At 57.8% G+C, this 21,848-nt stretch carries 17 protein-coding genes; 6 read left to right on the top strand and 11 right to left on the bottom strand.

All coding sequences use genetic code 11. The features are described from left to right. Window positions 1-3: 3 nt before the first annotated feature. The 3 genes from BMZ46_RS18255 to BMZ46_RS18265 are packed head-to-tail and all read right to left on the bottom strand — an operon-like array spanning window position 4 to window position 5,507. Window positions 4-2,406, bottom strand: a complete 2,403-nt coding sequence (locus BMZ46_RS18255) for an efflux RND transporter permease subunit (protein WP_074690580.1) — start codon at window positions 2,404-2,406, stop codon at window positions 4-6. 8 nt (window positions 2,407-2,414) lie between these two features. Then, window positions 2,415-4,061, bottom strand: coding sequence for a DUF1302 domain-containing protein (locus tag BMZ46_RS18260; protein WP_039768483.1), 1,647 nt, complete (start codon window positions 4,059-4,061; stop codon window positions 2,415-2,417). A gap of 21 nt (window positions 4,062-4,082) precedes the next feature. Continuing rightward, complete coding sequence (locus tag BMZ46_RS18265; RefSeq protein WP_011334164.1) at window positions 4,083-5,507, bottom strand: DUF1329 domain-containing protein; 1,425 nt, start codon at window positions 5,505-5,507, stop codon at window positions 4,083-4,085. Between the two features lie 403 nt (window positions 5,508-5,910). On the opposite strand from BMZ46_RS18265, the gene BMZ46_RS18270 reads away from it, so the two are divergent. After that, complete coding sequence (locus tag BMZ46_RS18270; RefSeq protein ID WP_011334165.1) at window positions 5,911-6,492, top strand: TetR/AcrR family transcriptional regulator; 582 nt, start codon at window positions 5,911-5,913, stop codon at window positions 6,490-6,492. 5 nt (window positions 6,493-6,497) lie between these two features. Here the strand turns inward: BMZ46_RS18270 and BMZ46_RS18275 are convergent, their stop codons facing one another. After that, window positions 6,498-7,280, bottom strand: coding sequence for an SDR family NAD(P)-dependent oxidoreductase (locus BMZ46_RS18275; protein ID WP_011334166.1), 783 nt, complete (start codon window positions 7,278-7,280; stop codon window positions 6,498-6,500). Window positions 7,281-7,410: 130 nt separating this feature from the next. Beyond that, window positions 7,411-9,522, bottom strand: a complete 2,112-nt coding sequence (locus BMZ46_RS18280; protein WP_074690579.1) for a 3-hydroxyacyl-CoA dehydrogenase NAD-binding domain-containing protein — start codon at window positions 9,520-9,522, stop codon at window positions 7,411-7,413. Between the two features lie 531 nt (window positions 9,523-10,053). On the opposite strand from BMZ46_RS18280, the gene BMZ46_RS18290 reads away from it, so the two are divergent. Then, window positions 10,054-10,617, top strand: coding sequence for a TetR/AcrR family transcriptional regulator (locus BMZ46_RS18290; protein ID WP_011334168.1), 564 nt, complete (start codon window positions 10,054-10,056; stop codon window positions 10,615-10,617). 95 nt (window positions 10,618-10,712) lie between these two features. On the opposite strand, the gene BMZ46_RS18295 is transcribed toward BMZ46_RS18290, so the two are convergent. From BMZ46_RS18295 to BMZ46_RS18305, 3 genes are read right to left on the bottom strand one after another with little or no spacing between them, the layout of a single operon-like run. Next, on the bottom strand, window positions 10,713-12,122 hold the full coding sequence (locus tag BMZ46_RS18295) for an efflux transporter outer membrane subunit (RefSeq protein ID WP_074690578.1): 1,410 nt from the start codon (window positions 12,120-12,122) through the stop codon (window positions 10,713-10,715). A gap of 3 nt (window positions 12,123-12,125) precedes the next feature. Next, window positions 12,126-15,257: an efflux RND transporter permease subunit gene (locus BMZ46_RS18300; RefSeq protein ID WP_011334170.1), complete on the bottom strand. Its 3,132-nt coding sequence runs from the start codon at window positions 15,255-15,257 to the stop codon at window positions 12,126-12,128. A gap of 27 nt (window positions 15,258-15,284) precedes the next feature. Continuing rightward, the gene (locus tag BMZ46_RS18305) at window positions 15,285-16,442 is read right to left on the bottom strand and encodes a MexC family multidrug efflux RND transporter periplasmic adaptor subunit (RefSeq protein WP_039768489.1); all 1,158 of its coding nucleotides are present in this window, start codon (window positions 16,440-16,442) and stop codon (window positions 15,285-15,287) included. A 119-nt stretch (window positions 16,443-16,561) separates the two neighbouring features. On the opposite strand from BMZ46_RS18305, the gene BMZ46_RS18310 reads away from it, so the two are divergent. Next, the gene (locus BMZ46_RS18310; protein WP_074690577.1) at window positions 16,562-17,158 is read left to right on the top strand and encodes a TetR/AcrR family transcriptional regulator; all 597 of its coding nucleotides are present in this window, start codon (window positions 16,562-16,564) and stop codon (window positions 17,156-17,158) included. 3 nt (window positions 17,159-17,161) lie between these two features. On the opposite strand, the gene BMZ46_RS29350 is transcribed toward BMZ46_RS18310, so the two are convergent. After that, window positions 17,162-17,308 carry a hypothetical protein gene (locus BMZ46_RS29350; RefSeq protein ID WP_164872147.1) on the bottom strand — a complete coding sequence of 49 codons (147 nt, stop codon included), beginning with the start codon at window positions 17,306-17,308 and terminating at the stop codon, window positions 17,162-17,164. Between the two features lie 169 nt (window positions 17,309-17,477). On the opposite strand from BMZ46_RS29350, the gene BMZ46_RS18315 reads away from it, so the two are divergent. The 3 genes from BMZ46_RS18315 to BMZ46_RS29565 all read left to right on the top strand — a co-directional run bounded on the left by BMZ46_RS18315 (window position 17,478) and on the right by BMZ46_RS29565 (window position 20,279). Next, window positions 17,478-18,476, top strand: a complete 999-nt coding sequence (locus BMZ46_RS18315; RefSeq protein WP_074690576.1) for an AraC family transcriptional regulator — start codon at window positions 17,478-17,480, stop codon at window positions 18,474-18,476. Window positions 18,477-18,482: 6 nt separating this feature from the next. Then, the gene (locus tag BMZ46_RS18320; RefSeq protein WP_074690575.1) at window positions 18,483-19,535 is read left to right on the top strand and encodes an AraC family transcriptional regulator; all 1,053 of its coding nucleotides are present in this window, start codon (window positions 18,483-18,485) and stop codon (window positions 19,533-19,535) included. 276 nt (window positions 19,536-19,811) lie between these two features. Continuing rightward, a complete protein-coding gene (locus BMZ46_RS29565; protein ID WP_235375889.1) occupies window positions 19,812-20,279 on the top strand; it encodes a hypothetical protein in 468 nt (155 codons plus the stop codon). A 391-nt stretch (window positions 20,280-20,670) separates the two neighbouring features. Here BMZ46_RS29565 and BMZ46_RS18330 read toward each other — a convergent pair whose 3' ends face one another. Together BMZ46_RS18330 and BMZ46_RS18335 are read right to left on the bottom strand one after the other, a co-directional pair. Then, complete coding sequence (locus tag BMZ46_RS18330; RefSeq protein WP_074690574.1) at window positions 20,671-21,039, bottom strand: hypothetical protein; 369 nt, start codon at window positions 21,037-21,039, stop codon at window positions 20,671-20,673. A 164-nt stretch (window positions 21,040-21,203) separates the two neighbouring features. Then, window positions 21,204-21,737, bottom strand: a complete 534-nt coding sequence (locus BMZ46_RS18335; protein ID WP_139184870.1) for a hypothetical protein — start codon at window positions 21,735-21,737, stop codon at window positions 21,204-21,206. Between the last annotated feature and the right edge of the window lie 111 nt (window positions 21,738-21,848).

Here is a 21,848-nt window from a genome sequence, read left to right on the forward strand (position 1 = left end):
TCCTCAATGCACCAGTGAGCCAATCAGGCGCACTGGACGACGCCGTGGGAACATTCGTTCAAGCCAGACGGCGAATGCAGGCAGAACTGTCATGGCCATGATCATGTTGACCAGGAACATGAAGGCCAGCAGCTTGCCCATGTCGGCCTGGAACTTAAGATCGGAAAACGCCCAGGTGGCGACGCCCACCGCCAAGGTGATGGCGGTAAAGATCGTAGCGACGCCTACCTCCAGCAACGCGTGCTCGACCGCTTTGGTAATTGGCTGCCCGAGAGCCTGGTGCAGTTGCAGACGGTTGTAGATATAAAAGGCGTAATCCACGCCGATGCCGACGGCCAGCACCATGACTGGCAAGGTGGCGATGGTCAGACCGATTTGCAGCTCTTTCATGAACCAGTAGCCGATGAAGGTGCCCAGTGTCAGCGGTAGGCAACAGACCAACACCGCGCGCCAGTCTCGATAGACGACAAACACCAACAGAGCGATCGCTGCATAGACATAAAGCATCATGGGCAGCTCGCTGCGTTCTACCTCTTCGTTGATCGCCGCAATCACGCCAGCGTTACCGGAAGCCAAGCGTATGCTCACGCCCGGCTGAATGAACTGAGAACGGAATGCCTTGGCGGCGGCAATCACGCGGTGAATGGTCGTCGCTTTATGATCGGCTAGGAACAGATGCACCGCCGTCATGCTGCAATCGGGACGCATCATCCCTGGCACTCGAGCTACTTCGGCGGCCATCGACGAGTAGTTGGTCGGGTCGATGGGCACTGCGTTCATTTTCGGGTTGCCCTCGTTATAGCCCTCGTTAAACTGCCGCAGGCTGTTAGAGAACGAGGTGACCGACACCACACCTGGTACACCTTGCATAGCCCATACAAAGCGATCCTGATACTGACCAAGGGCAATGTCTTCACAAGCGTTTGCGCCGGCGTCAGTTTTGGCTTCGAAGACCACACTGAGCCAATCCAGCCCGATGTCGTAATTGCCGGCAATGGATACCGCATCACGATTGAAGCGCGCATCCTCGCGCAGTTCAGGCGCCCCGGCCTGCAGGGAGCCAACCACCCGATCGTGGCTTTGCCAGGCCGCGGTGACAAATATCAGCATGGCCATGCCCAGCACCCACCGGACGTTGTGCCATTCAGTCAATCGGGCAAAACCGCGTAACCAACGAGCCCGGCGCTGGCGAGAAATTTCCTCGGCAGCGGCGTAACCGGCATCTACCCGTAGCATTGATGCCACGATCGGCAGCATCACCAGGTTGGTGACGATCTTGAACGCCACCCCGAGCGAGGCAGTGATTGCCAGCTCCCGAACCATTGGAATCGGGATCAACAATAGCGTTACGAACGAAACAAATGCAGTGACTAACGCCAGCGTGCCGGGAATCAGCAAGCCGCTGAAACTGGCGCGTGCCGCTCCTTCCACCGACTTGCCGCAGGCGATCTCGCGAATGATGAAGTTGATTTGCTGTACGCCATGGGAGACCCCGATGGCAAACACCAGAAAGGGCACCAGCACTGCCAGCGGATCCAGTCCATAGCCGAGCAAACGCAAGGCGCCGAACTGCCAGATCAGTGACACCAGCGAGCAACCCACCGCCAGCAAGGTGAAACGAAGCGAATGGCAATACCAGTACACCGCAGCGGCCGTCAGCAGCAATGCCAATAGGCAGAACTCCAGCACCGCCGAGGCACCTACTGCAATGTCACCGATCTGCTTGGCGAAACCGATGATTTGGATCTCGAAGTCCTTATCCTCGAACTGATTGCGAATTTTCTCCTCAAGCACATGGTTGTAGGCCACATAGTCGAGGCGCTGGCCGTCAGCATCGAATTCGTTGAGATCGACAGTGATCATTGCGCTGCTTTGGTCGCGAGCGACCAGCGTTCCGATAAAGCCACCCTGCGCCGTCGAGTTGGCGATCATCGCCATGCTCGTTTCATCGAGACTTTCGGGCGTCACCGTACCCGGCACCAGCGGATCGGCACGAAAACCTTCTTCGGTGATTTCGTTGACGAACGCGTTGGGCGTCCACAACGAACGCACACTGCTGCGCGATACGTTCGGCAGGAAAATCAGCGCCTGAGTGACGTCATAAAGGCGCTTGAGCCCTACCTGGCTCCAGATCGTCCCCTGACGAGCCTTTACCACCACGGTCAGCCGGTTCGCACCGAGCAAGTCGTTGCGATACGTCTCAAAGGTTGAGATGTACTCGTGGCCAATGGGTAGCTGCTTTTCGAATCCTGCTTCCATGCGTAACTGGACGGCAAACCAGGCCATGCCCGCTGTGAACACCGCCAAACTCAACAACGTCAGCAGGCGATGAGTGAACAACCACTGTTCGATGCGCGGCAATACACCGCGCACTTTGGTTTCCTTCATTTTCAGAGAACTATTCACGGCGTGCCTCATAGGGTTCGGGAGACCACAAGGCCGACGTAATCGCGATCACGCAGCAGTTGATCGTAAGGGGTCTTGCCGCCCATGAACTTGGCGTAGTTGGCCGAGATCTGCCAGCTCGCAGGATTGCGCACGAAGTTGAGGTACAGGTTCATACTGCTGGCATCCTCGGTGAACGTCGCCGACAGGTTGGGTGTGCGTCCCTTGATGGATTGCGAATAGAACACTCCCGGCGTCACCTGCCAGCCAGGGATCAGCGTGTTGTCATACGTCAGGCTGAAATCGAGGCTGATTCCGGAAGAGGTTTTGTTGCCCTTGGCGCTCGGCGGGATGGACGGATCCAGTTGCCAGGTATTGAGACCGGCGGCAATCGGTTCACCGGCGTACTCGTTATGCAGCCCCGGGTATTTCACGACCACGAGTTCGCTCAGCAGCGTACCGGTGCTGGCACCGGTGAGGTCGAGCAACGTCGGCGAGTTGGACGGGGTCATGCTGTAAATGCCGGTCAGGTGCCATTGCAGTTTCTTTTCATCCGTCCAGCACTTGCCACCGTTGCTGGCACAGGCGTCGATGACTGGATTAAGCGGCACCGCATCCTTTGGGCGATATGAAAGCTCCGTACCCAATGCCCAGTCGCCGACCGGCATGTTGGCACTGATGCCGTACATCATGCGGTCCTCCGGATACTTCCAGGTTTGCGCCAAAGCGAAGGTTTCCGGATCCAGTACCTGCATGCTCAACGACGGCAGTTTGTCGTGATAACGCATCACGTACAGGCCGAGGTTGAGATCGGTGTTGTCAGGCTGCCAGCGCAGCGACACCCCCCATTGGCCTCCATTGCGTGCGTCCTTTTCGTCGTAACCGTAGGCTCCCCTGCCCTCGCCCAGTGCATGGGTGGTGGACCAATAACTGCCCACGGGAGGCAGTTCGCTTTTGTTCCAGTTGAACTGCCAGTACGCCTCGATGTTGACGCCGGCACCCAGTCCTGACGCAAGGCTCAACATCGGCGCTGGCAACAGGGCTTCCTTGAGCTGGGTGCCGGGACGCGACAACGCCATGACATCGTAGGCGTTGGTATTGTTGATGCCGCCGGCAGCGAACAGGCTCTCGCCCCAGTTGATGACCTGATTACCCAGACGAGCACGAACACGCTGTTCACCGACATCGAAACTCTTGCTCACCCACAGGTCCAGCAGGCGCGCTTTGAACTCCAGATCGTCCCGGGCGCTGCTGGTGAGGCCGTCGCTCCCGACACCTTCAGGCCGGTTGGCCGATAGCGCACCGCTGGTGTCGGTCGCGGCAAAGTCGCGTATCCAACTCCCGCGTGCCATGAACGTGTAGTCCTCGGGAAATTTAAGCACCAGTTCATGGGTACCTTTTATGTAGTTGGTGAACAGATCCCCCCGGTCGTAGTTCAAGTCGCCCTGGTCACCAATATTGGCGCTGGGAGCCAGACAACCGCTGGGAGGATTGTGACCGCCTGGACTGCTGGTGATGAGATTGCATCCGCGAGATTCGGTCCGTAACCCCATGCCCACAGCGAGAGTGGAATCGAATGAGCCTCGGATGTTTTCGGTTTCAAAAGTGAACGCCATGGCAAATGGGGTTGCACACGCGATGACAAGACCTGAGGTTTTACTGATTATTTTTTTCATGTCTGTTCCCGAAAGCCGCTGTTAGCGTTCGCTGGTGGCGCGCAGATTGTCTGAGGTGTAGAAGTCGCGTTTCAAACGAGGGTTGTTGGCGCTATCGGTGAGCCAGCGATGGTCGTTCTTGCCGGTACCAATGGAGGTCATGTCGTAGAGGTAGCGACCATCAACGAGGTTGTATTGCGCCTGGGCTTCCATATCGCAGGTGCCAGTCTCGTAGACCGGGATTGTGTAGCCTTCGCGGACTTTCCAGATTTGCCCTTGTTTGTCGTAGTCCACCGCCATCAGCGCGTTCCAACTGTCCTCATCGATGTAAAACAGACGTTTCGGAGCCTGATGACGCATGCCCTGGCGAACGGTTGCTTCTACCACCCAGACGCGGTGCAACTCATAGCGACGCGATTCGGGGGCGATGAAGTCGCGCTTGGCCACATCCTCAATCTTCGCCGAGTTGTCGTAGGCGCCGAACGAGTTGTAGGGCACAAGCATTTCCTGCTTGCCGACCAACTTCCAGTCGAAGCGATCCATCGGACCAAAGAACACGTTGGACTCATCAATGGTGTACTGATTGTCCAGACCGATTTGCGGTGCGTCGTAGGAGTACGCCGGCATGCGACGTACCCGGCGCTGGCCCGGGAAGTAATAGAACGTAGTGGCTTGCTCGCCAGCTTTGGTCGTCACCACGCCGGCCTGCCCGGCAAGGGCGGCGGGGTCGGAGTAGCTGAAGTAGGTCGCAACTTCGAGTCGATCGAATGAAGAAAACAATGCACTGCCCTTCACGCCCCATGGTGTGTACATGAACCAGTCCGTGGAGGTTCGCAGCCAGTCTTCACTCCCTTTTCGCGGCGAAATTCCGGAAACGGTTTTCGACATATCGAAGCCGACGCCGCGATAACGCATTTTCATGTTCCACATAACCTCGGCACCCGAGGTTGGAAACGGAAATGGGATACCGGGGACGTAAGCCTCCTGCAGTGCCAGACCGTCGCCGTCGAGTTTCGCGAAACCGACATTCTTCTTCGTGTTTTCCGCGACGAAATCCGGTACCCCACAGCTGCGCCGTGTCGGATACACATCCATCCGGTACCCCGGAATCTTCTTGAACATTTCCACTTGGCCAGGGGAAAGCTTGCCGGTGTACTTCGCGACGTTGCCTGAGTCGATACTGAACAGCGGTTTGTCATCCTTGAACTTCCACTGCTGACCTCGCACCTGGCCGTGGCTCCAACCGCCGCCTTGTGGTCCGGGTGGTGTCCAGGCAGGAATGACACCATCGGCGCTGGCCGCCGCCTCACCTCCCAGCGGGGTCAGTTTTGTGCCGAGCAATGCAGGATCCTTATCTGCCGCCTGCGCCGTGCAGATGAAGGTTGATGCGGCGACGGCCGCGATCAAACATCTGCGTACGACGCCTTTAGAAACATTGTTATTGGGGCGCTCAATCACTGTGTTCATTGGAGGATCCTCGTGGGTCTTGATCGGCACCGTGGCCACTTTGACGGCAGTAACACGTTGCCTGCGCTAACCTAATCAACTGACTTGATCAATTGACCAAGTCGCTTGATCAAAGCAAGGCTGGTGCCAATGTCTGAAGCGCGGGAAATAGTCACGTTTAATCAATCGATTACAGAGACGCGGGATAGATTCGAGCCACGAGAGTTTCGTTAAACATTTCCGAGTGTTTCTTCGGTTCGCACCAAATCGGGAATTTGCGAAACAGTCGTTACCAATAATGGTGCGACAGTTTCAGACCACCGTTTCTTCCCTGACGCAAGGCGATTCGTTGCTGTAGCATCCGCAAGCGTCGACAGTGCCCTTACCGATAAAGGGCGCCAGGAATATTGGAGATTGCTGACCTATGGCCAGAATGGGCGCTGAATTACGCCGGCAGGATTTCGTCGAGGCAACGATCAAAGTGATTGCCGAGCACGGTGTCGCCAATGCAACGACCCGACGGATAGCGGCGGCGGCCGGTTGTCCGTTGGCATCGTTGCATTACGTGTTCCATACCAAGAACGACCTCTTCTATGCCGTCTATGAGTCACTGTTTAACCTGCCTCATCAAGCGTTGGAACACGTCCCTGCCGGGACAACTGCCGCTGATACGACTGCCGAAGTCCTGCGACAGTTGATCACTTGGTTCATCGATCATCCGGACGCGGCCAAGGCGCAGAGTGAGTTGTTTTTTTGGGCACTGCGCAATGACCCCGAAATGGCAAGCAAGATTTACTCAGTAGCCATTGAAGCGACTGAGCAGGCACTGGAGCGAGCTGTAGGCGCAGAGCTGGGGGAAAAGTTTTTAAAGGCCGCAAGTCGGCTTCTGGTCCAACTAGTTGACGGGTTGACTATCGCGTGGTCCGCCCATGGAGACCTGCATAGATTGAGGGCCGAAACCGAGACGGCTTGCGCCGCACTGGCCCTGCTGGTGGCCAGTCACTGAGCCGATCACATGCTGCTGACCAGATGGCCTCCATCCACGGTCAGTACGCTGCCAGTCATGAATGCACCGGCGTCACTCGCTAACAGCAAAAAGGGACCGGCCAGTTCGTGTAACTGACCCAGTCGACGCATGGGCACCCTATCGCGGATGTAGCTGTTGCCCTTGTCACCCTCAAAAAAAGCTTCGTTCATTTCAGTCTTGAAATAACCTGGCGCGATGGCGTTGACCCTGATGTTGTACCGCGCCAGCTCCAGCGCCAGTGACTTGGTCAGCTGAACCACCCCGGCTTTTGCAGCGCAGTAATGGCTGTAACCGGTGCTAACGCGCAGTCCGAGTATCGAGGCCACGTTGACGATGCTGCCCTTACGTCCGGCCTTTGCCAGCCTTTGTGCAGCAACCTGGGCGACACGCCAGACGCCATCCAGATTGGTTGAAAGCATCTCACGCCACTGCTCTTCACTGATTTCGAGTGGACGCTGGCCGTTACCGATACCTGCGTTGTTGAGTACCACGTCAACCACGCCAAAATGTGCTTCGGCCGCATCGAACGCCGCTTCGACACTGTTCCGGTCAGTCACATCGAGTTCGACGGACAGCGCTTGCCCGCAATCCCATTCAATGTCCTTTGCCACCTGTGCGAGTCTTTCGACGCGTCGTGCAGTCAGCACAACCCGGGCGCCGGCATGCCCAGCGACCCTTGCCAGGTGAGCTCCAATGCCGCTGGAGGCGCCGGTGATCAATACAGTTCGGCCGGCAAGCGAAAAATTCTGAATGAAATCTTGAGTCATCAACACACCTCGAAATGAATCGCGCTGGCGCGCTCTACGGGTAACAGGTCCCTTTCTCCGAAATCGGGCGAGCATGAGGCAGATGCGTGGTCGTCCTCATGACTCGCTCTCGTCCGGAGAAAGGGAATTTTCAGAATATTTCGATGCGAGATCTGCCGGCGGCTACCAGACGTTCCAGAAGCGCCGCTGGGCGAAACCACATCTCACCGTATTCGCCAAGCGCGCTGCGATAGTGATGGATGCGGCTGAGCACCGTTTCCAGGCCCAACTGCTCGGCGTAATGCATGGGGCCTCCGAGATGCGCGGGAAAGCCATAGCCGTTGATCCACACCAGATCGATGTCACTGGCACGCAGGGCAATACCTTCGTCCAGCAAGCGAATGCCTTCGTTGATCATTACAAACAGGCAGCGATCGTGAATTTCCAAATCTTCGATGTTGCGACGCGTAACGTTGTGTTCACGGGCAAGCTGCTCTGCCAGCATGATGACTTCCCGGTCTTCCCTTGGACTACGTCCCTCGTAGAGGTAAAAGCCACGTCCGGTCTTTTGCCCGTACCGTCCCAAGGCATACAGTTCCTCGGCAAGGCAGCAGTAGCTCTGGTCATGGGCGATGGCTTCACGCTTGGCGTCGCGCATTAGAAAGCTCACATCGATACCTGCCAGATCCAGCATGCTGAATACGCCCATATTCAAATCCAGACTGGTCAGCACTGCATCAACCTGGACCGGCGTCGCCCCCTCCAGTACCAGACGGTGAGCTTCGCGGGCATAGGGTTCGAGCATGCGATTACCGATGGAGCCGGCGCTGTTACCGGAGATGACCGGAAGTTTGCCGATACGTCTGGCGATGTCCATGACAGCGGTTACGACGTCCGGCGCTGTAGTCTGACAAAGCACAATTTCCACCAATCGCATGACGTTGGCCGGACTAAAGAAATGCATGCCAATGACATCCTGCGGACGAGAGACCATCTTCGCGAGCGCATCGATATCCAGCGACGACGTATTGGTCGCAAGAATGGCACCTGGCTTACACACGCTCTCCAGAGCGAGGAACACCTGATGCTTGCTCTCCATCTTTTCGCATACCGCCTCAATGATCAGGTCGGCATCTGAAAGGTCTGCGTAGTCGAGCGTGCCAAACAGCAGCTCCATCCGCTGCTGCATTTGTACGGCACTGAGTTTTCCGCGCTTGACGCTGAGCTGATAGTTTTCACGAACACGTTTGAGACCGCGATCAAGCGTGCGCCCATCAAGATCCATCAGCGCAACGGGAATACCGACATCGGCAAAGCTCATCGCGATGCCTCCACCCAAGGTGCCTGCACCGATCACGGCAACCTTGTTGATCTTGCGCGACGGATCAGCCGTATCGATCCGGGGCGTTCGCCGCGCGTCTTGTTCTGCGAAGAAAACATGCCGCAATGCTTTCGACTGACGTGATGCTTCAGCCTGCTTGAACAGCGTCAATTCCCGCACCAATCCCTCTTCCATCGGCAACAGGCAGGCGGCCTCCAGCGCAGAAAGCACCAACCTGGGCGCCAGTCGACTTTTCCAGCGCGGCTCATGCTCCACGCGATAACGCGCCAGGAAATCATCGGGCAAGTCCTCGGCGGGGTTTGGCCATGCTTCGGCTGGCCGCGCAGGAGCACAACATTCGATCAGCTCATTGGCATAAGCGCGCGCCTCTTCCAGCAACTGTTCGGTGCTGGAGGAGATACGGTCAAGAATGCCGAGCATTCGAGCACGCTCGGCATCGATCTGCTCACCTGAAAGAATGAGGTTCAAAGCCGATTCGGCGCCTATCAGCCTGGGCAAGCGTTGCGTACCGCCGGCGCCAGGCATCAGACCAAGATTGATTTCCGACAACCCTAGCCGTGCATCTGGCGCACCAATCCGGTATCCGCAGGCCAGGGCCAGCTCTAGCCCTCCTCCTAACGCAAACGTACTGATCGCCGCAATCAGTGGTTTATGAAGCGCGCTCAAGCGAGTCAGGATGCCAGGCAAGTCAGGTTCAGCGAAGCACGCTTCGGTCCCGAATTCTTTGATGTCGGTACCAGCACTGAACAGTCCCTGCACCCCATAGAGAATGACGGCACCCACCGCTATGTCCGTAGCGGCACGCTCACAGGCATCAATGAGGGCTGCACGTAGGGTCTGGTCGAGTGCGTTGACCGGCGCACGGTCAAGACCGATCAGCGCCAGGCCATCTACGACGCGGTAATGGATCAGGTCACACATGGAGTGTCCCTTACTGACGTATTCAGGGTGTTGAGAGGGCGTGATTGAAGATCGAATATCCGCGGCGTTTCAGAATTTCCGGAAAACATCACCGATGCTGGCAACGGGATAGGCTGGCTGCGACTGTGCTGTCGGGTTCCAGCTGACCGGGCTGAACACACCGTATGAGCCCACTGAGTAGAAGCTATGAATCGAGTAGATGGCGAGAGAGACGAGAGTCAGGGCCAGGCAGGAAAATAGAATCGGGCGCATCGCAAACCTCCGTCATCTGGCGGGAGCCAAATGCAGTGTCTTTTGTTATTGAGGGTTTCGATTCTGGATAACGACCGATGCAAAAGCTTGGCAGATCACGCCAGGTATTTTGCAGTTCATGACATGCAAATACCCCGAAATCCGTTCAGCTTTGTGAGCCGGGCGTTGAGCTTATTTCGTCTCAGATGAAGTAAGTTGCTCAAGTTCTGTGGTTTTCATTGCAGTAATGAGCTTTTCCTGCACAATTCCGAGGACTGAAATACGATTCGAGACCGACTGATGTCCCTGACTCCTCAAGACGAACGACTCATCAAGGCGCTTGCCCTGGCCATCGTTGATCGCCCCCGTGCGACGCTCAAGGAACTGGCTGAAGCGGCAGGCGTGAGCAAGGCTACGCTGCATCGCTTTTGCGGCACCCGCGACAACTTGGTGCAGATAATGGAAAGCCACGGTGAGACGGTGCTGAACCAGATCACCACCACAACCGACCTGCTGCACGGAGAGCCGGTGCAGGCGTTGCGCAGTTTGATCAATGAGCATTTGGCGCATCGTGAAATGCTGGTTTTCCTGCTCTTTCAGTACCGACCCGACACTTTTCCAGTCAACGGTGAGGGCGACCGTTGGCAATCTTATGCCGATGCCCTGGATGCTTTTTTTCTGCGCGGCCAGCAATTGGGCGCATTTCGCATCGATATCACAGCAGCCGTTTTCACAGAGTTGTTCCTGACCATGATCTTCGGAATGGTCGATGCCGAGCGCCGAGGGCGCGCGGCCAGCGCCAACTCGGCCAATGTGCTGGAACAGATGTTCCTGCACGGTGCCGCTAACGTAAAACCCCAATAATCCACACTCTGTCCTCCTGCAAAAAAGCCCCGTGACCTCTCGGTCTACGGGGCAAAGGGTTGGATGCGCCAACCCAAAGGAGCTCTTGCCAGGATTTATCTGACGTTTGTTTGTGATGACCATCCTCCACCCAGCGAACGGAACAGATCGACCAAGGCAATCTGGCGCTGAGTGCTGACTTCGATAAACGCCGTTTCGTTGACGAAACTGGTGCGCTGGGCATCGAGATAACGCAGGTGGCTGTCGATACCGCCTTCATAACGGGCCTTGGCCAGACTCAGGGTTTCAGTGCTGGTGTTGGCCAGTGCGCGGCGCGCGGCTTCCTCCCGGCGCAAGGTGTCGGTGGCGGCCAATGCATCGGCGACCTCGCGGAACGCCGTCTGAATCGTGCCTTCATAGGCCGCCACGGCTGAATCCTTGCGGGCTTCGGCCAGACTCAGCCTGGCACTGTTGCGACCGGCATCGAACAACGGCAGCGAAAGGTTCGGCACGAAACTCCAGGAGCGCGAGCCACCGTCGAACAGACCGGACATCTGCGCGCTGGAAGTACCAAAGCTGCCGGTCAGGCTGATACGCGGAAAGAACGCCGCCCGTGCCGCGCCGATGTCGGCATTGCGCGCTTGCAGTCGATGCTCGGCCGCAAGAATGTCCGGCCGGCGCTCGATCAGCGTCGAGGTGGTATCCGGGGCGATGTCCTGCACCAGCATCGGCTGCGTCGTCAGCCGCTCGGGAATCACTTTCCCTGCATCCTTTGTCCCCAGCAGCAAAACCAGCGCGTTGAACGCCTGCTGCTTCTCGCGCAGATTGCGTTCCTGCTCGGCCCGCGCCTGCTCCACCAGCCCCAGTGCTTCCTGATAATCCAGCGCAGTCGCCGTGCCGCTGGAGCGGCGCTGGCTGATCAGCGCGAACGAGTATTCGCGGCTGCTCAGGGTTTGTTGAGTCAAATCCAGACGACGCTGGGCGCCGTCATGAACAAGATAGGCCTGACTGACTTCGGCGATCAGCGCGATCTGCGCGGCGCGGGCGGCTTCTTCGGTAGCCAGATATTCCTGCAGCGCCGAGTCGCTGAGGCTTTTTACCCGGCCAAACAGATCCAGCTCGTATTCGGGCAGCGACAGGCCGACTTGATACTGGCTGGCCACCCCTGCCCGGCCGTCGCTGGCCAGGTCCGACGGCAAGCGCTGGCGATTGCCGGACGCGCTTGCATTCAGCCCGGGAACCCGATCAGCCCGCTGAATTCGGTACTGCGCCCGAGCCTGCTCGATGTCCAGAAGGGTCTGGCGCAATGAGCGATTGTTATCCAGCGCAACCTCCACCAGACGGCGCAGATCGGGATCGACGATGAACGCCTGCCACGCCAATTGGTTGATCGGAGCGCCTTGTTTCAGCGACTCGCCCGCCCAGTTGTCCGCGACCGGTGCAACGGGCCGCTCATAGGTCGGCGCCAACGAGCAACCGGCCAGCAGCATGGCGATCACCAGCGTAGAAAATCCTGAAATACGCATGTGTCACTCCTGAGTCAAAGCGGGTTGTTCAATGGGCGCAGGTTTACTGCGCAGCATCGACAGCACCCAGACAAAACAGATCGGTACAAACAACACCCCCAGCAGCGTCGCGCTGAGCATGCCGCCGATCACCCCGGTACCGATCGCCCGCTGACTTGCGGCACCTGCCCCGGTCGCCAGTGCCAGCGGCACTACGCCGAGAATGAACGCCATAGACGTCATCACGATTGGCCGGAAGCGCAGCCGTGCGGCCTCGATCGCGGCGTCGCGCAGGCTGTAACCTTTCTCCCAAAGCTCCTTGGCGAACTCGACGATCAGAATCGCGTTTTTCGCCGCCAGACCGATGATGGTGATCAAACCGACCTTGAAGTACACGTCGTTGGGCATGCCGGCGACCATCACCGCGAGCACCGCACCGATGGCGCCGATCGGCACGATCAGCATTACGGTCAGCGGAATCGCCCAGCTCTCGTACAGCGCCACCAGCAGCAGGAACACCACCAGAATGGCCAGCGCGAACAGCTGCGTGGCCTGACCGCTGGAGACCTTCTCCTGATAGGACAGACCGGTCCACTCGTAGCTGAAGCCGGCCGGCAATTGCGCAGCGATACGCTCCATTTCCGCCATGGCTTCACCGGTGCTGTAGCCCGGCCCCGCATCACCGACGATGCGCACCGACGGATAACCGTTGTAGCGCACCACCTGCACCGGACCTTCCTCCCAATGCGTGGTGACGAAAGCACTGAGCGGCACCAGATCACCCGCGGTGTTGTGTACATAAAGCTTGAGCACGCTTTCCGGAGTCATCCGGTCGCCCTGCTCGGCCTGCACCACCACGCGCTGCTGGCGGCCGGCGTTGGTGAAGTCGTTGATCACCTCCGAACCGAACGCGGCAGACAACGCACTGCTGATTGATTCAAAACTCACCCCCAGGGTGCGTGCCTTGTCACGGTCGATCACCACGCGCAATTGCGGCGACTCGGCCAGGCCTTCCATCATGGCGTAGAGGATTTTCGGGTTGCCGTTGGCCTGACCGAGCACCTGGTCACGGGCAGCGAGCAATGCTTCGCGGCCCAGACCGGCACGATCCTGCAGGCGCAAGGCGAAACCACCGGAGTTGCCCAGCCCGTCAATCGGTGGCGGTGGCACGGCCATCACCGCACCGTCGTTGGTCACGGCAAATTGCTCGTTCAGCGCATTGACTTCCGCCATGGCCGATTGATCTTCGCCACGCTCCGACCAGTCCTTGAACACCGGGAATGCCAGCGCTGCGTTATCGCCCATCCCGGAAAAGCTGAAGCCGGACACCAGGAACGTCGACTGAACCCCGTCGCGGGTAGCCAGGTAGCGCTCCAGTTGTTCGCCGGTCGCTTCGGTACGGGTGCGAGTCGCGCCCGGTGGCAACTGGACGTCGACGATCATGTAGCCCTGATCCTCCACCGGCACGAAGGATTCCGGCAGGCGCAGGTAGAAGAAGCCGAGCATGGCGATAATGCCCAAATACACCAACATCATCCGGCCGGCGCGCGCCACCAGCCCGTTGTTCAGCACCGAATAGCGATCGGTGAGCTTGGCGAAGCCACGGTTGAAAGCGCCGAAGAAGCCACGCTTTTCATGGTGCCCTTGTGGAATCGGCTTGAGCAGCGTGGCGCATAGCGCCGGGGTGAACGTCAGGGCAAGGAAACCGGAGAACAGAATCGACACCGCCAGCGATACCGAGAACTGCTGGTAGATCACACCGACCGAGCCGGACATGAACGCCAGCGGCATGAACACCGCCGATAACACCAGGGTGATACCGATGATCGCGCCCGATACCTGCCCCATGGCTTTCACCGTGGCATCAACCGGCGACAAGCCCTCCTCGGCCATGATCCGCTCGACGTTCTCCACCACAACAATTGCGTCGTCCACCAGAATGCCGATCGCGAGCACCATGCCGAACATGGTCATCATGTTCACCGAGAAGCCCATCAGGTACATCATCATCAGCGTGCCCAACAGACACACTGGAACCACGATCGACGGAATCAGGGTGTAGCGGATGTTCTGGAGGAACAGGAACATCACCAGAAATACCAGGACCATCGCTTCGATCAGGGTATGAATCACCTTCTCGATCGCGACATCAACGAAACGCGAGGTGTCGTAAGGAACGGAATATTCCACGTCATCCGGGAAGTACGCCGACAGTTCGGCCAGGCGCTGCTTGACTGCGGTTGCGGTCTGGATTGCGTTGGCGCCGGGCGACAACTGGATCGCCGCTGCCACGGCAGGTCTGCCATTGAGACGCGAGTTGAAGTTGTAACTTTCCTGACCGATTTCCACGCGGGCGACGTCGCCCAGTTTGACCGTGGAACCGTCCTCGTTGGCACGCAGGACAATGCGTGAGAATTCTTCCGGATTGTCCAGCGTACCTTTCACCGCCAGGGTGGCGGTCAGTTCCTGCTGGCTGCTGGTCGGCGTACTGCCGAAGCTGCCGGCCGGCACTTGTACGTTCTGGCCGCGGATGGCCGCGCTGACGTCGTCGATGGACAGCCCGTAGCCCACCAGTTTCTGTGGGTCGAGCCAGACGCGCATCGCCGCTTCGGAGGAGAAGAACTGCAGCTTGCCGACACCCGGAACCCGGCGCAGCTCGTTGTTGATATTGCGCGCGGCGTAGTCGCCCAGTGCGGTGGTGTCGCTGTGCTGGGTACCCTCCTTATAGTTCAGCGCATAGATCAGCAAGAACCCGGCACTGGTCTGCTCCACTTCCAGACCTTGGGTGAGCACGGCTTGCGGCATCCGCGCTTCAGCTTTTTTCAGACGGTTTTGCACGTCAACCTGAGCGAGCTGCGGGTCGGTGCCCGGCTGGAACGTCACTGCGATCTCGGCGATACCGTTGGAGTTGTTGGTCGACTCGAAATACAGCAAGTTCTTGGCACCGTTGAGCGACTCTTCGATCACGCTGGTGACCGAGTCCACCAGCACCTTCGCGGAGGCGCCGGGATAGGTTGCCGTCACCTTGATCTGCGGCGGCGCGACGTTGGGGTATTGCGCCACCGGCAGCATCGGAATGACCAGCAGACCGGCCAGAGAGATGAACAACGCCACCACCCAGGCGAAGTTCGGGCGTTTGATGAAAAACTGAGACATCGGAATATCCTCGCGGCGACGGCGCCCTTACTGTTTCGACTCAGGCGTCAGCGCCTGGGCTTGAGGCTGAGCAGGCGCGACCTTGGCGCCTGCCTGCAGGCCACTCAGGCCGCTGACAATCACCTGATCGCCAGCCTTCAGGCCTTCACTGATCTGCCAGCGCGAACCCTGCATGGAACCGGTCACCACAGTGCGCGCTTCGGCGCGGCCGTCGGCGCCGACCACCATGACTTGCGCCCCGCCATCGCTGCCGCGCTGCACCGAGCGCTGTGGCACGAGAATGGCCTGATTGTCGGTGCCTTGAGGTGTGCGCACGCGCACGAACATGCCCGGCAGCAACACACCGTCACTGTTGGCGAACTTGCCACGCAACGACACCTGGCCGGTGCCACGGTCAACGGCGACATCGGTAAACATCAGGGCGCCCTGACGCTCGTAAGCAGTGCCGTCGACACGAATCGACAACGCCTTGTTGTCGTCGGCGGAGAGTTTGCCGCCCTTGAGTGATTCGCGCAGACGCAGCGCGTCAGCGGCCGATTGGGTGAAGTCGACATACACCGGATCCAGCTGCTGAATCCGCGCCATCAACGTTGCGTCACCCTGACCGACCAAGGCGCCTTCTGTGACCAGTGCGCGGCCGACACGCCCGGAAATCGGCGCGGTCACCGAGGCATAACCCAGGTTCAACCGGGCGCTTTGCAGATCAGCCTGGGCTGAACGCGTGGCCGCCTGAGCACTGCGCAAATCGGCCATGGCGCTGTCGTAGTCCTGCTGGCTGACCGCTTCGATCTTCACCAACGGTTCATAACGCTTGACCCGCGCCTGAGCCTCAAGGGCAACGGATTGCGCACGGGCCAGTTCACCCTCGGCGCGAGACAAGGCTGCTTTCAGCGGTGCCGGGTCGATCTGGAAAAGCAGGTCGCCGGCTTTGACATCAGCGCCCTCTTCAAAACGCTTCTGCATCACGATGCCCGGCACCCGCGCACGCACTTCCGCAACGCGCATCGGTTCCACCCGCCCCGGCAGCTCTGACGTCAGTGCCAGTGGCTCAGTCTTCACTGCAAGCACCTCTACCGGACGCGCCACTTCAGCCATATCCGCCTGTTCATTCGCTGGTCCACACCCGGCCAGCGCAATGGCAACTGCCAACGACCCCGCCATCCCTACTGCACGCAAATTGCCCATAACTCACCCGAGGCTTGATTGAATTTGGTGCGAATGCTACTTTTCAAATCCTAATGAGTCAATATTGTCTCATGTGAGAAATATATGAATCTTACATTACGGTCGCTTGAGGCTTGGTGATGAACCTGATTTTCCATGAAGAACACCTGCTCAAATCGTTGACCGTGGCGGTCGTCAACCGGCCGAGGGCAACCATGAAAGAGCTGGCGCAATTGGCAGGCGTGAGCAAGGCCACCCTGCACCGCTATTGCGGGACACGGGAAAACCTGGTGCAAAAACTGGAAGAACACGCCGAAGCAACGCTCAATTTGATTATCCGCCGTGCCGGTTTGCAGCATTTGCAGGCGCTGGACGCGTTACGTCGATTGATCCGCGAACACCTCGCCCATCGCGAGTTGTTGGCGTTTCTGATGGCACATTACCGCCCCGACTTTCTCGATTTCGAACGGGGCGACACACGCTGGCAGTTTTACCTGGAGGCGCTGGACGGATTTTTTCTGAGAGGCCAGCAACAAGGGTTGTTTCGCATCGACATCACCGCCGCGATTTTCACCGAGCTGTTCATCACTCTGGTGTATGGCCTGGTGGATGCCGAACAGCGCGGGCGAGCCGCCAACGCCGATTCGGCACGCACCCTTGAGCAAATGTTCCTGCATGGCGCGCTGGCTGGTAGTCAATTGCGCGAGGACGCCTGCTTGCCGGAAAAAATGCTCTAACGCTCAAAAATGGGTGAAGGCATCGCTGATGCTGGCGACCGGAGGGTGACTGGAATGATGGACAACGGTGTGGCCAGCTGGCCGGTGCTGCGAATACAGCGCACCCGAAACCAATGCGACCGCGAGCAAAGCAAACAGGAACCGACGCATCGAACACCTCCATCGTCCGGCCGCGGGCCGAACGCAGTTTTATTGTTATGGGTGCTTCGAGTCTGGCCCTCCGAGCGAGGTGAAAGCTTTGCAGATCGCGCCAGCGATTTTGCAAATCGTGCCAGTTCTTTCCGGCCAGCGGCGGCCGGTCATTCTGAGGGTTGAGCGGATGTCCACGGTTCGAGGTACTGCGCTGTTGGGGTTCAAGGCGTTTTGTGCCAGTCAGGGCATCGACCCGGCTTCGGCGCTGGCCGCGGTTGAGCTGCCTGAAGACCCTCTGGATGCTCGACTGTCCGGCGCGCAGTTCAATGCCTTGATTGACTTGTGCGCCCAGCGCTCGCACAACCCGCTATTCGGCGTGCAGTTCGGCTTGCGCCAGGGCACGCAAAGTCTCGGCACCCTGCTTTACGCCATGCGCAGTTCAGGCACGGTCGGCGAGGCGCTGAACCTGCTGACACGTTATTTCCATATCCATAGCGACGGCGCGCTCGTGCAGCTTGAGCGTCAGGCCGGTAACGCCCTGCTGCTATACGACGTCACGGATGGCACCTTTATTTCGGTCCGCCAGACCGTGGAACTGGCGATGGGTATCGCCAGTTGCCTGCTGCGCGAACTGCTCGGGCACGCCTGGCAACCAAAATCGCTGCTGTTGCGCCACAGTGCTCCGGCCAACCGCCTGGCCTATCGCGCCTTGCTCGGGGTAGCGCCGCGTTTCGACAGCCCGGTCAATGCCTGGGTGTTTGATGAGTCATTACTGACGACACCGCTGAGCACGACAGACGCCAGATACCAACAATTGGCCCGGCAACATATCGACGAACTGGCCCGCGTGACGCTGGAGGAATTGCCGTCTTACCTACAAAAAAGGCTGCGCAATGAACTGGCCCACGGCCCGGTCACGCTGCGCGACATGGCCGAGTACATGATGATCAGTCCACGCACCTTGCAGCGCTATCTTCGAGCGCAGGGCTCTGGATTTCAGGCGCTGCTGGACCAGACACGCCGGTCGATGGCCGCGCGCTACCTCTGCGATTCTTCGCTCAGCCTGACGCAAGTGGCGGGTCTGTTGGGTTACGCCGACCTGAGCGCGTTTTCCCGGGCATTCACGCGCTGGAACGGGGTCAGCCCGCAGCAGTGGAAACAACGCATGCAACACTTACCTCGGTAAATCGACATGGCTTGCAACCCGTTCATTCGCGCCATCAGCCTGACAGGTTTCGATCCATTTGCCCGGCGTCAGGGACTGGAGCCGAACCGGATGCTGCGCCAAGCGTGTCTGTCCGTAGCGTCACTGCAGCGCCCGGAAGACATCCTGTCCTTTCGCAATTACTGCCGCTTGTTGACGCTGTGCCGGCAGCGCTCGAACAACGCATTGTTCGGTTTGGAGTTCGGCCTCCATCAGGGAGTCGACGTCTTCGGTGACATGTTTTTCCTGATTCACAACACCCGTACCGTCGGCGACGCGCTGCGCGAACTGCGCGCCAATTTCGCCCTGTACAACGGCGCGGCGCATCTCTATCTGGAGGTGGCCGACGGCATCGCGTTACTGGGTTATCGAGCCGATGAGCAGGAGATCGACGGCCTCGCTCAGGCCGAAGAGCTGGCGTGCGGGGTCGGTCTGCGCCTGATGCAAACCCTGGCCAGTGCACCATGGCAACCCGAGACAATCATGCTCCGCCATGCGCCTTTGGCGGATGAAGGCCTCTATCGGCAGGCGCTAAACATCACGCCGACGTTTTCAGCCGCCCACACGGGATTGCTCTTCAATGCCAGTGTGCTCGCGCAGCCGCTGGATTGCGCCAGTGAAGCCTTGCATCAGCTCATCGCTGAACATTTGGCAGGTATTGAACGTCTGTCCACCGATGCCATGCCGGGATACGTCAGGCAATTGCTGCGCAATCTGTTGCCCAGCGGACGCGCGACGATCGACAGAGTGGCCGATTGCATGGCCGTCACCCCGAGATCCTTGCAGCGCCACCTGGCTGAGGAAAAGACCTCTTTTCAGCAGTTGCTGGACGAGACGCGCCAGCAATTGGCGCGCAAATACCTGCAGGTCCCGACGATCAGTCTGCCGCAGGTAGCGCACCTGCTGGGCTACGCCGATGTCAGTACATTCTCGCGGGCTTTTCATCGATGGTTTGGGGTGTCGGTGCTGGAGTGGTGCAGGCAATTCGGTGTGAACAGACAGCCCTTGCTGCTTCGAAATCGAGTGAAAGAGCGACCTTGAGCGTATTGAAACTGGAACTGTTTCGTATTGGAAGTCAGCACTTGTAGCAAGTTGATTGCAGTTAGGAGGAGTTATCGGCAAAAAATGGACGCTTGTGACAGGAAGCAATTGGACACGAGCCACCGTTGAGAATGTACCGCACCCGACCAACAGTCGCCCTTTCTCCTGGGAGAAGCTATCGGCCAATAGCGGCCTCCGGCAGCAACCGGCCAAAAGCAGACATCTACATTTGGAAAAATGTAGGCTCTACGAATTTCCAGAGAATCAAGGAATGGAATGAGCAACCTACTATCAATTGCAAGCCATAAATCGAAGTACAGCATCGGCTTCTATCCAACCTTTGCCGTTGACGGAGTACCTTTGGAGATTTGGCTGCCTAGGCAAAATCCAGATGCTGAGCTTCACCTTGTAGCGGCCCATTCAGGTTTATACAGCGATGAAGATACCTGGTTGATATGGGATCGGATTTATTCCACTGCGCCGGGATGGAAGACCTTGGTTCCTTTGCTTGTCTGCTCTGATGACTTGGACCTGACCTGTACCGTTATCGTCGCTGAGCAGTCCGCTGATGAGCATCAAGTCCAGTGGTGCCGATTTGGCTTGTTAAGGGATTTGATCACGCTGAAATCCCCTACTGTTGACTGGTACGACGCGATACCGAGCTTGATTTTTGAAAGGCTCCATTATCAGAGCGTACTGGATGAGTTCCGCAAACAAGAAAACATCAAAATGGACTGGGATTAGCTCCATAAGCTGTCTACCTGCGATTAATCTTACCGTTCGTTACGACAGCCTCAGGATAAAAGAAGAGACGTGCGAGCGACTGCTATCGACTTATTCTGTTGAAAAAGTCGGCCATGGTTTCCTCGGCAGAAAAGTAAGCGCGTGAGATTGAAATCTTTGCTTTGGGCAGAGGCGTCCGGATTACGATTTCACGTAAGAGCGTGCAAAAAAGGCGTTTTCACCGATCAACGATGAGACCGTTTCGGCAAAGCGACTTTTTCAACAGAATCGGCTAGAAGCTAGCCCTCGCAAAAGGCAGCAACCGGCCAGAAGCAGTCGTTCAAGGAGGCAGCTATTGACCCACAGCAGTAATCTGAACCGCATTGATCTGAAGCAATGCCTCCTGCCTATCCTAAAATCGTGATGGCAGTTCGTTTCCGGCCTGGGCATCCGAAAAGACCTCATCTGGATCTGCCTGACACCAATATCTGAAAAGTAGGCGAGGCTCGATATTTCCCAAATATTGATCCACGATGCTCTCGGGGCGCACGACCCATTTAGGTTCTGGCCATTGCTGGGCTAAAACACCTAATGGTTTGCCAGATGAATAAACAACCCAAGTGGCCTTGCCTCCACTGATAAGAGGTAGGTAGTCCATATCTTGTATCACTTCGATCAAGGTGCGCAGTGTTGCTGATTGATCGAGTGTGATCGATATTGCATGACTTTCCAGATCATCTCCCGCATGAACGCTATCTCGATCAATGGCAACTACCAACATGACTGCTCCTTTTAGTGGTGTGCTTTCACCAGATCGATCAGCGTAGAGACATCAGCGGCTAGCTGTCGAGTTCGCTTCTAGCCGAAACCTGCCGTACCAGGCTACCGCTTTCGGCCAAAAGCGGTCATTGATATCTACAAAAACGGAGACGATTCGCAGGCCCTTTAGGCAGTCGATATCATTCCGGCCAGGCCTAGGCAGAAATACCCGATCAAAAGGCAAGCTGCGGTCATGCCGCTCACCACAGTCGGAACCAAGAACACGAGCCAGACCTTTTGCGAGCGAGTACTGAAGTCTTGAAAAGCTTTCTCGAATTCGGAAATAACGCTCGCGTGTGGCCGTTTCGACAGAATCGCTTGGGTCGCTCGCATATGTTTGGCGCTCCAAAACATTTTTACGATTTCCCAGGTGATGAACAGGGTAAGGGAAAGCGTGATGGAAAGGCCGCACGCATTGAAAAGCCAAGTGGGTAATTTTCCAGACAAGGTCGACCAGAAGGCGAAGTAGCCGGCGTATCCCGCCACCATGATTAGGTTGGTATATGCATTGGCGTTGTTCATCAGTTTCTCATTGAGTTGGATGAACGCGCTGATCTGCTTCTCTACGATCTGTTCTTGCTTCATCTCAGCAACCTCTTTGACTAGACCATCCACCACGTGGTGTATATCGCGGCACCACCGCTCCCACTCGCTGTTCATTCTGAGCTCCCGATTTTCGGCCATCCGTGTTGTGCTCCACCGCTTGCTATACACACTGGGCGTCCAGCGAAACTTCCACAAGCGGCGAAACTAAGCCTTTACCTATAGAAT

Origin of the sequence: Pseudomonas sp. NFIX49 (assembly GCF_900115915.1) — a bacterium.
Taxonomy (GTDB): domain Bacteria; phylum Pseudomonadota; class Gammaproteobacteria; order Pseudomonadales; family Pseudomonadaceae; genus Aquipseudomonas; species Aquipseudomonas pharyngis.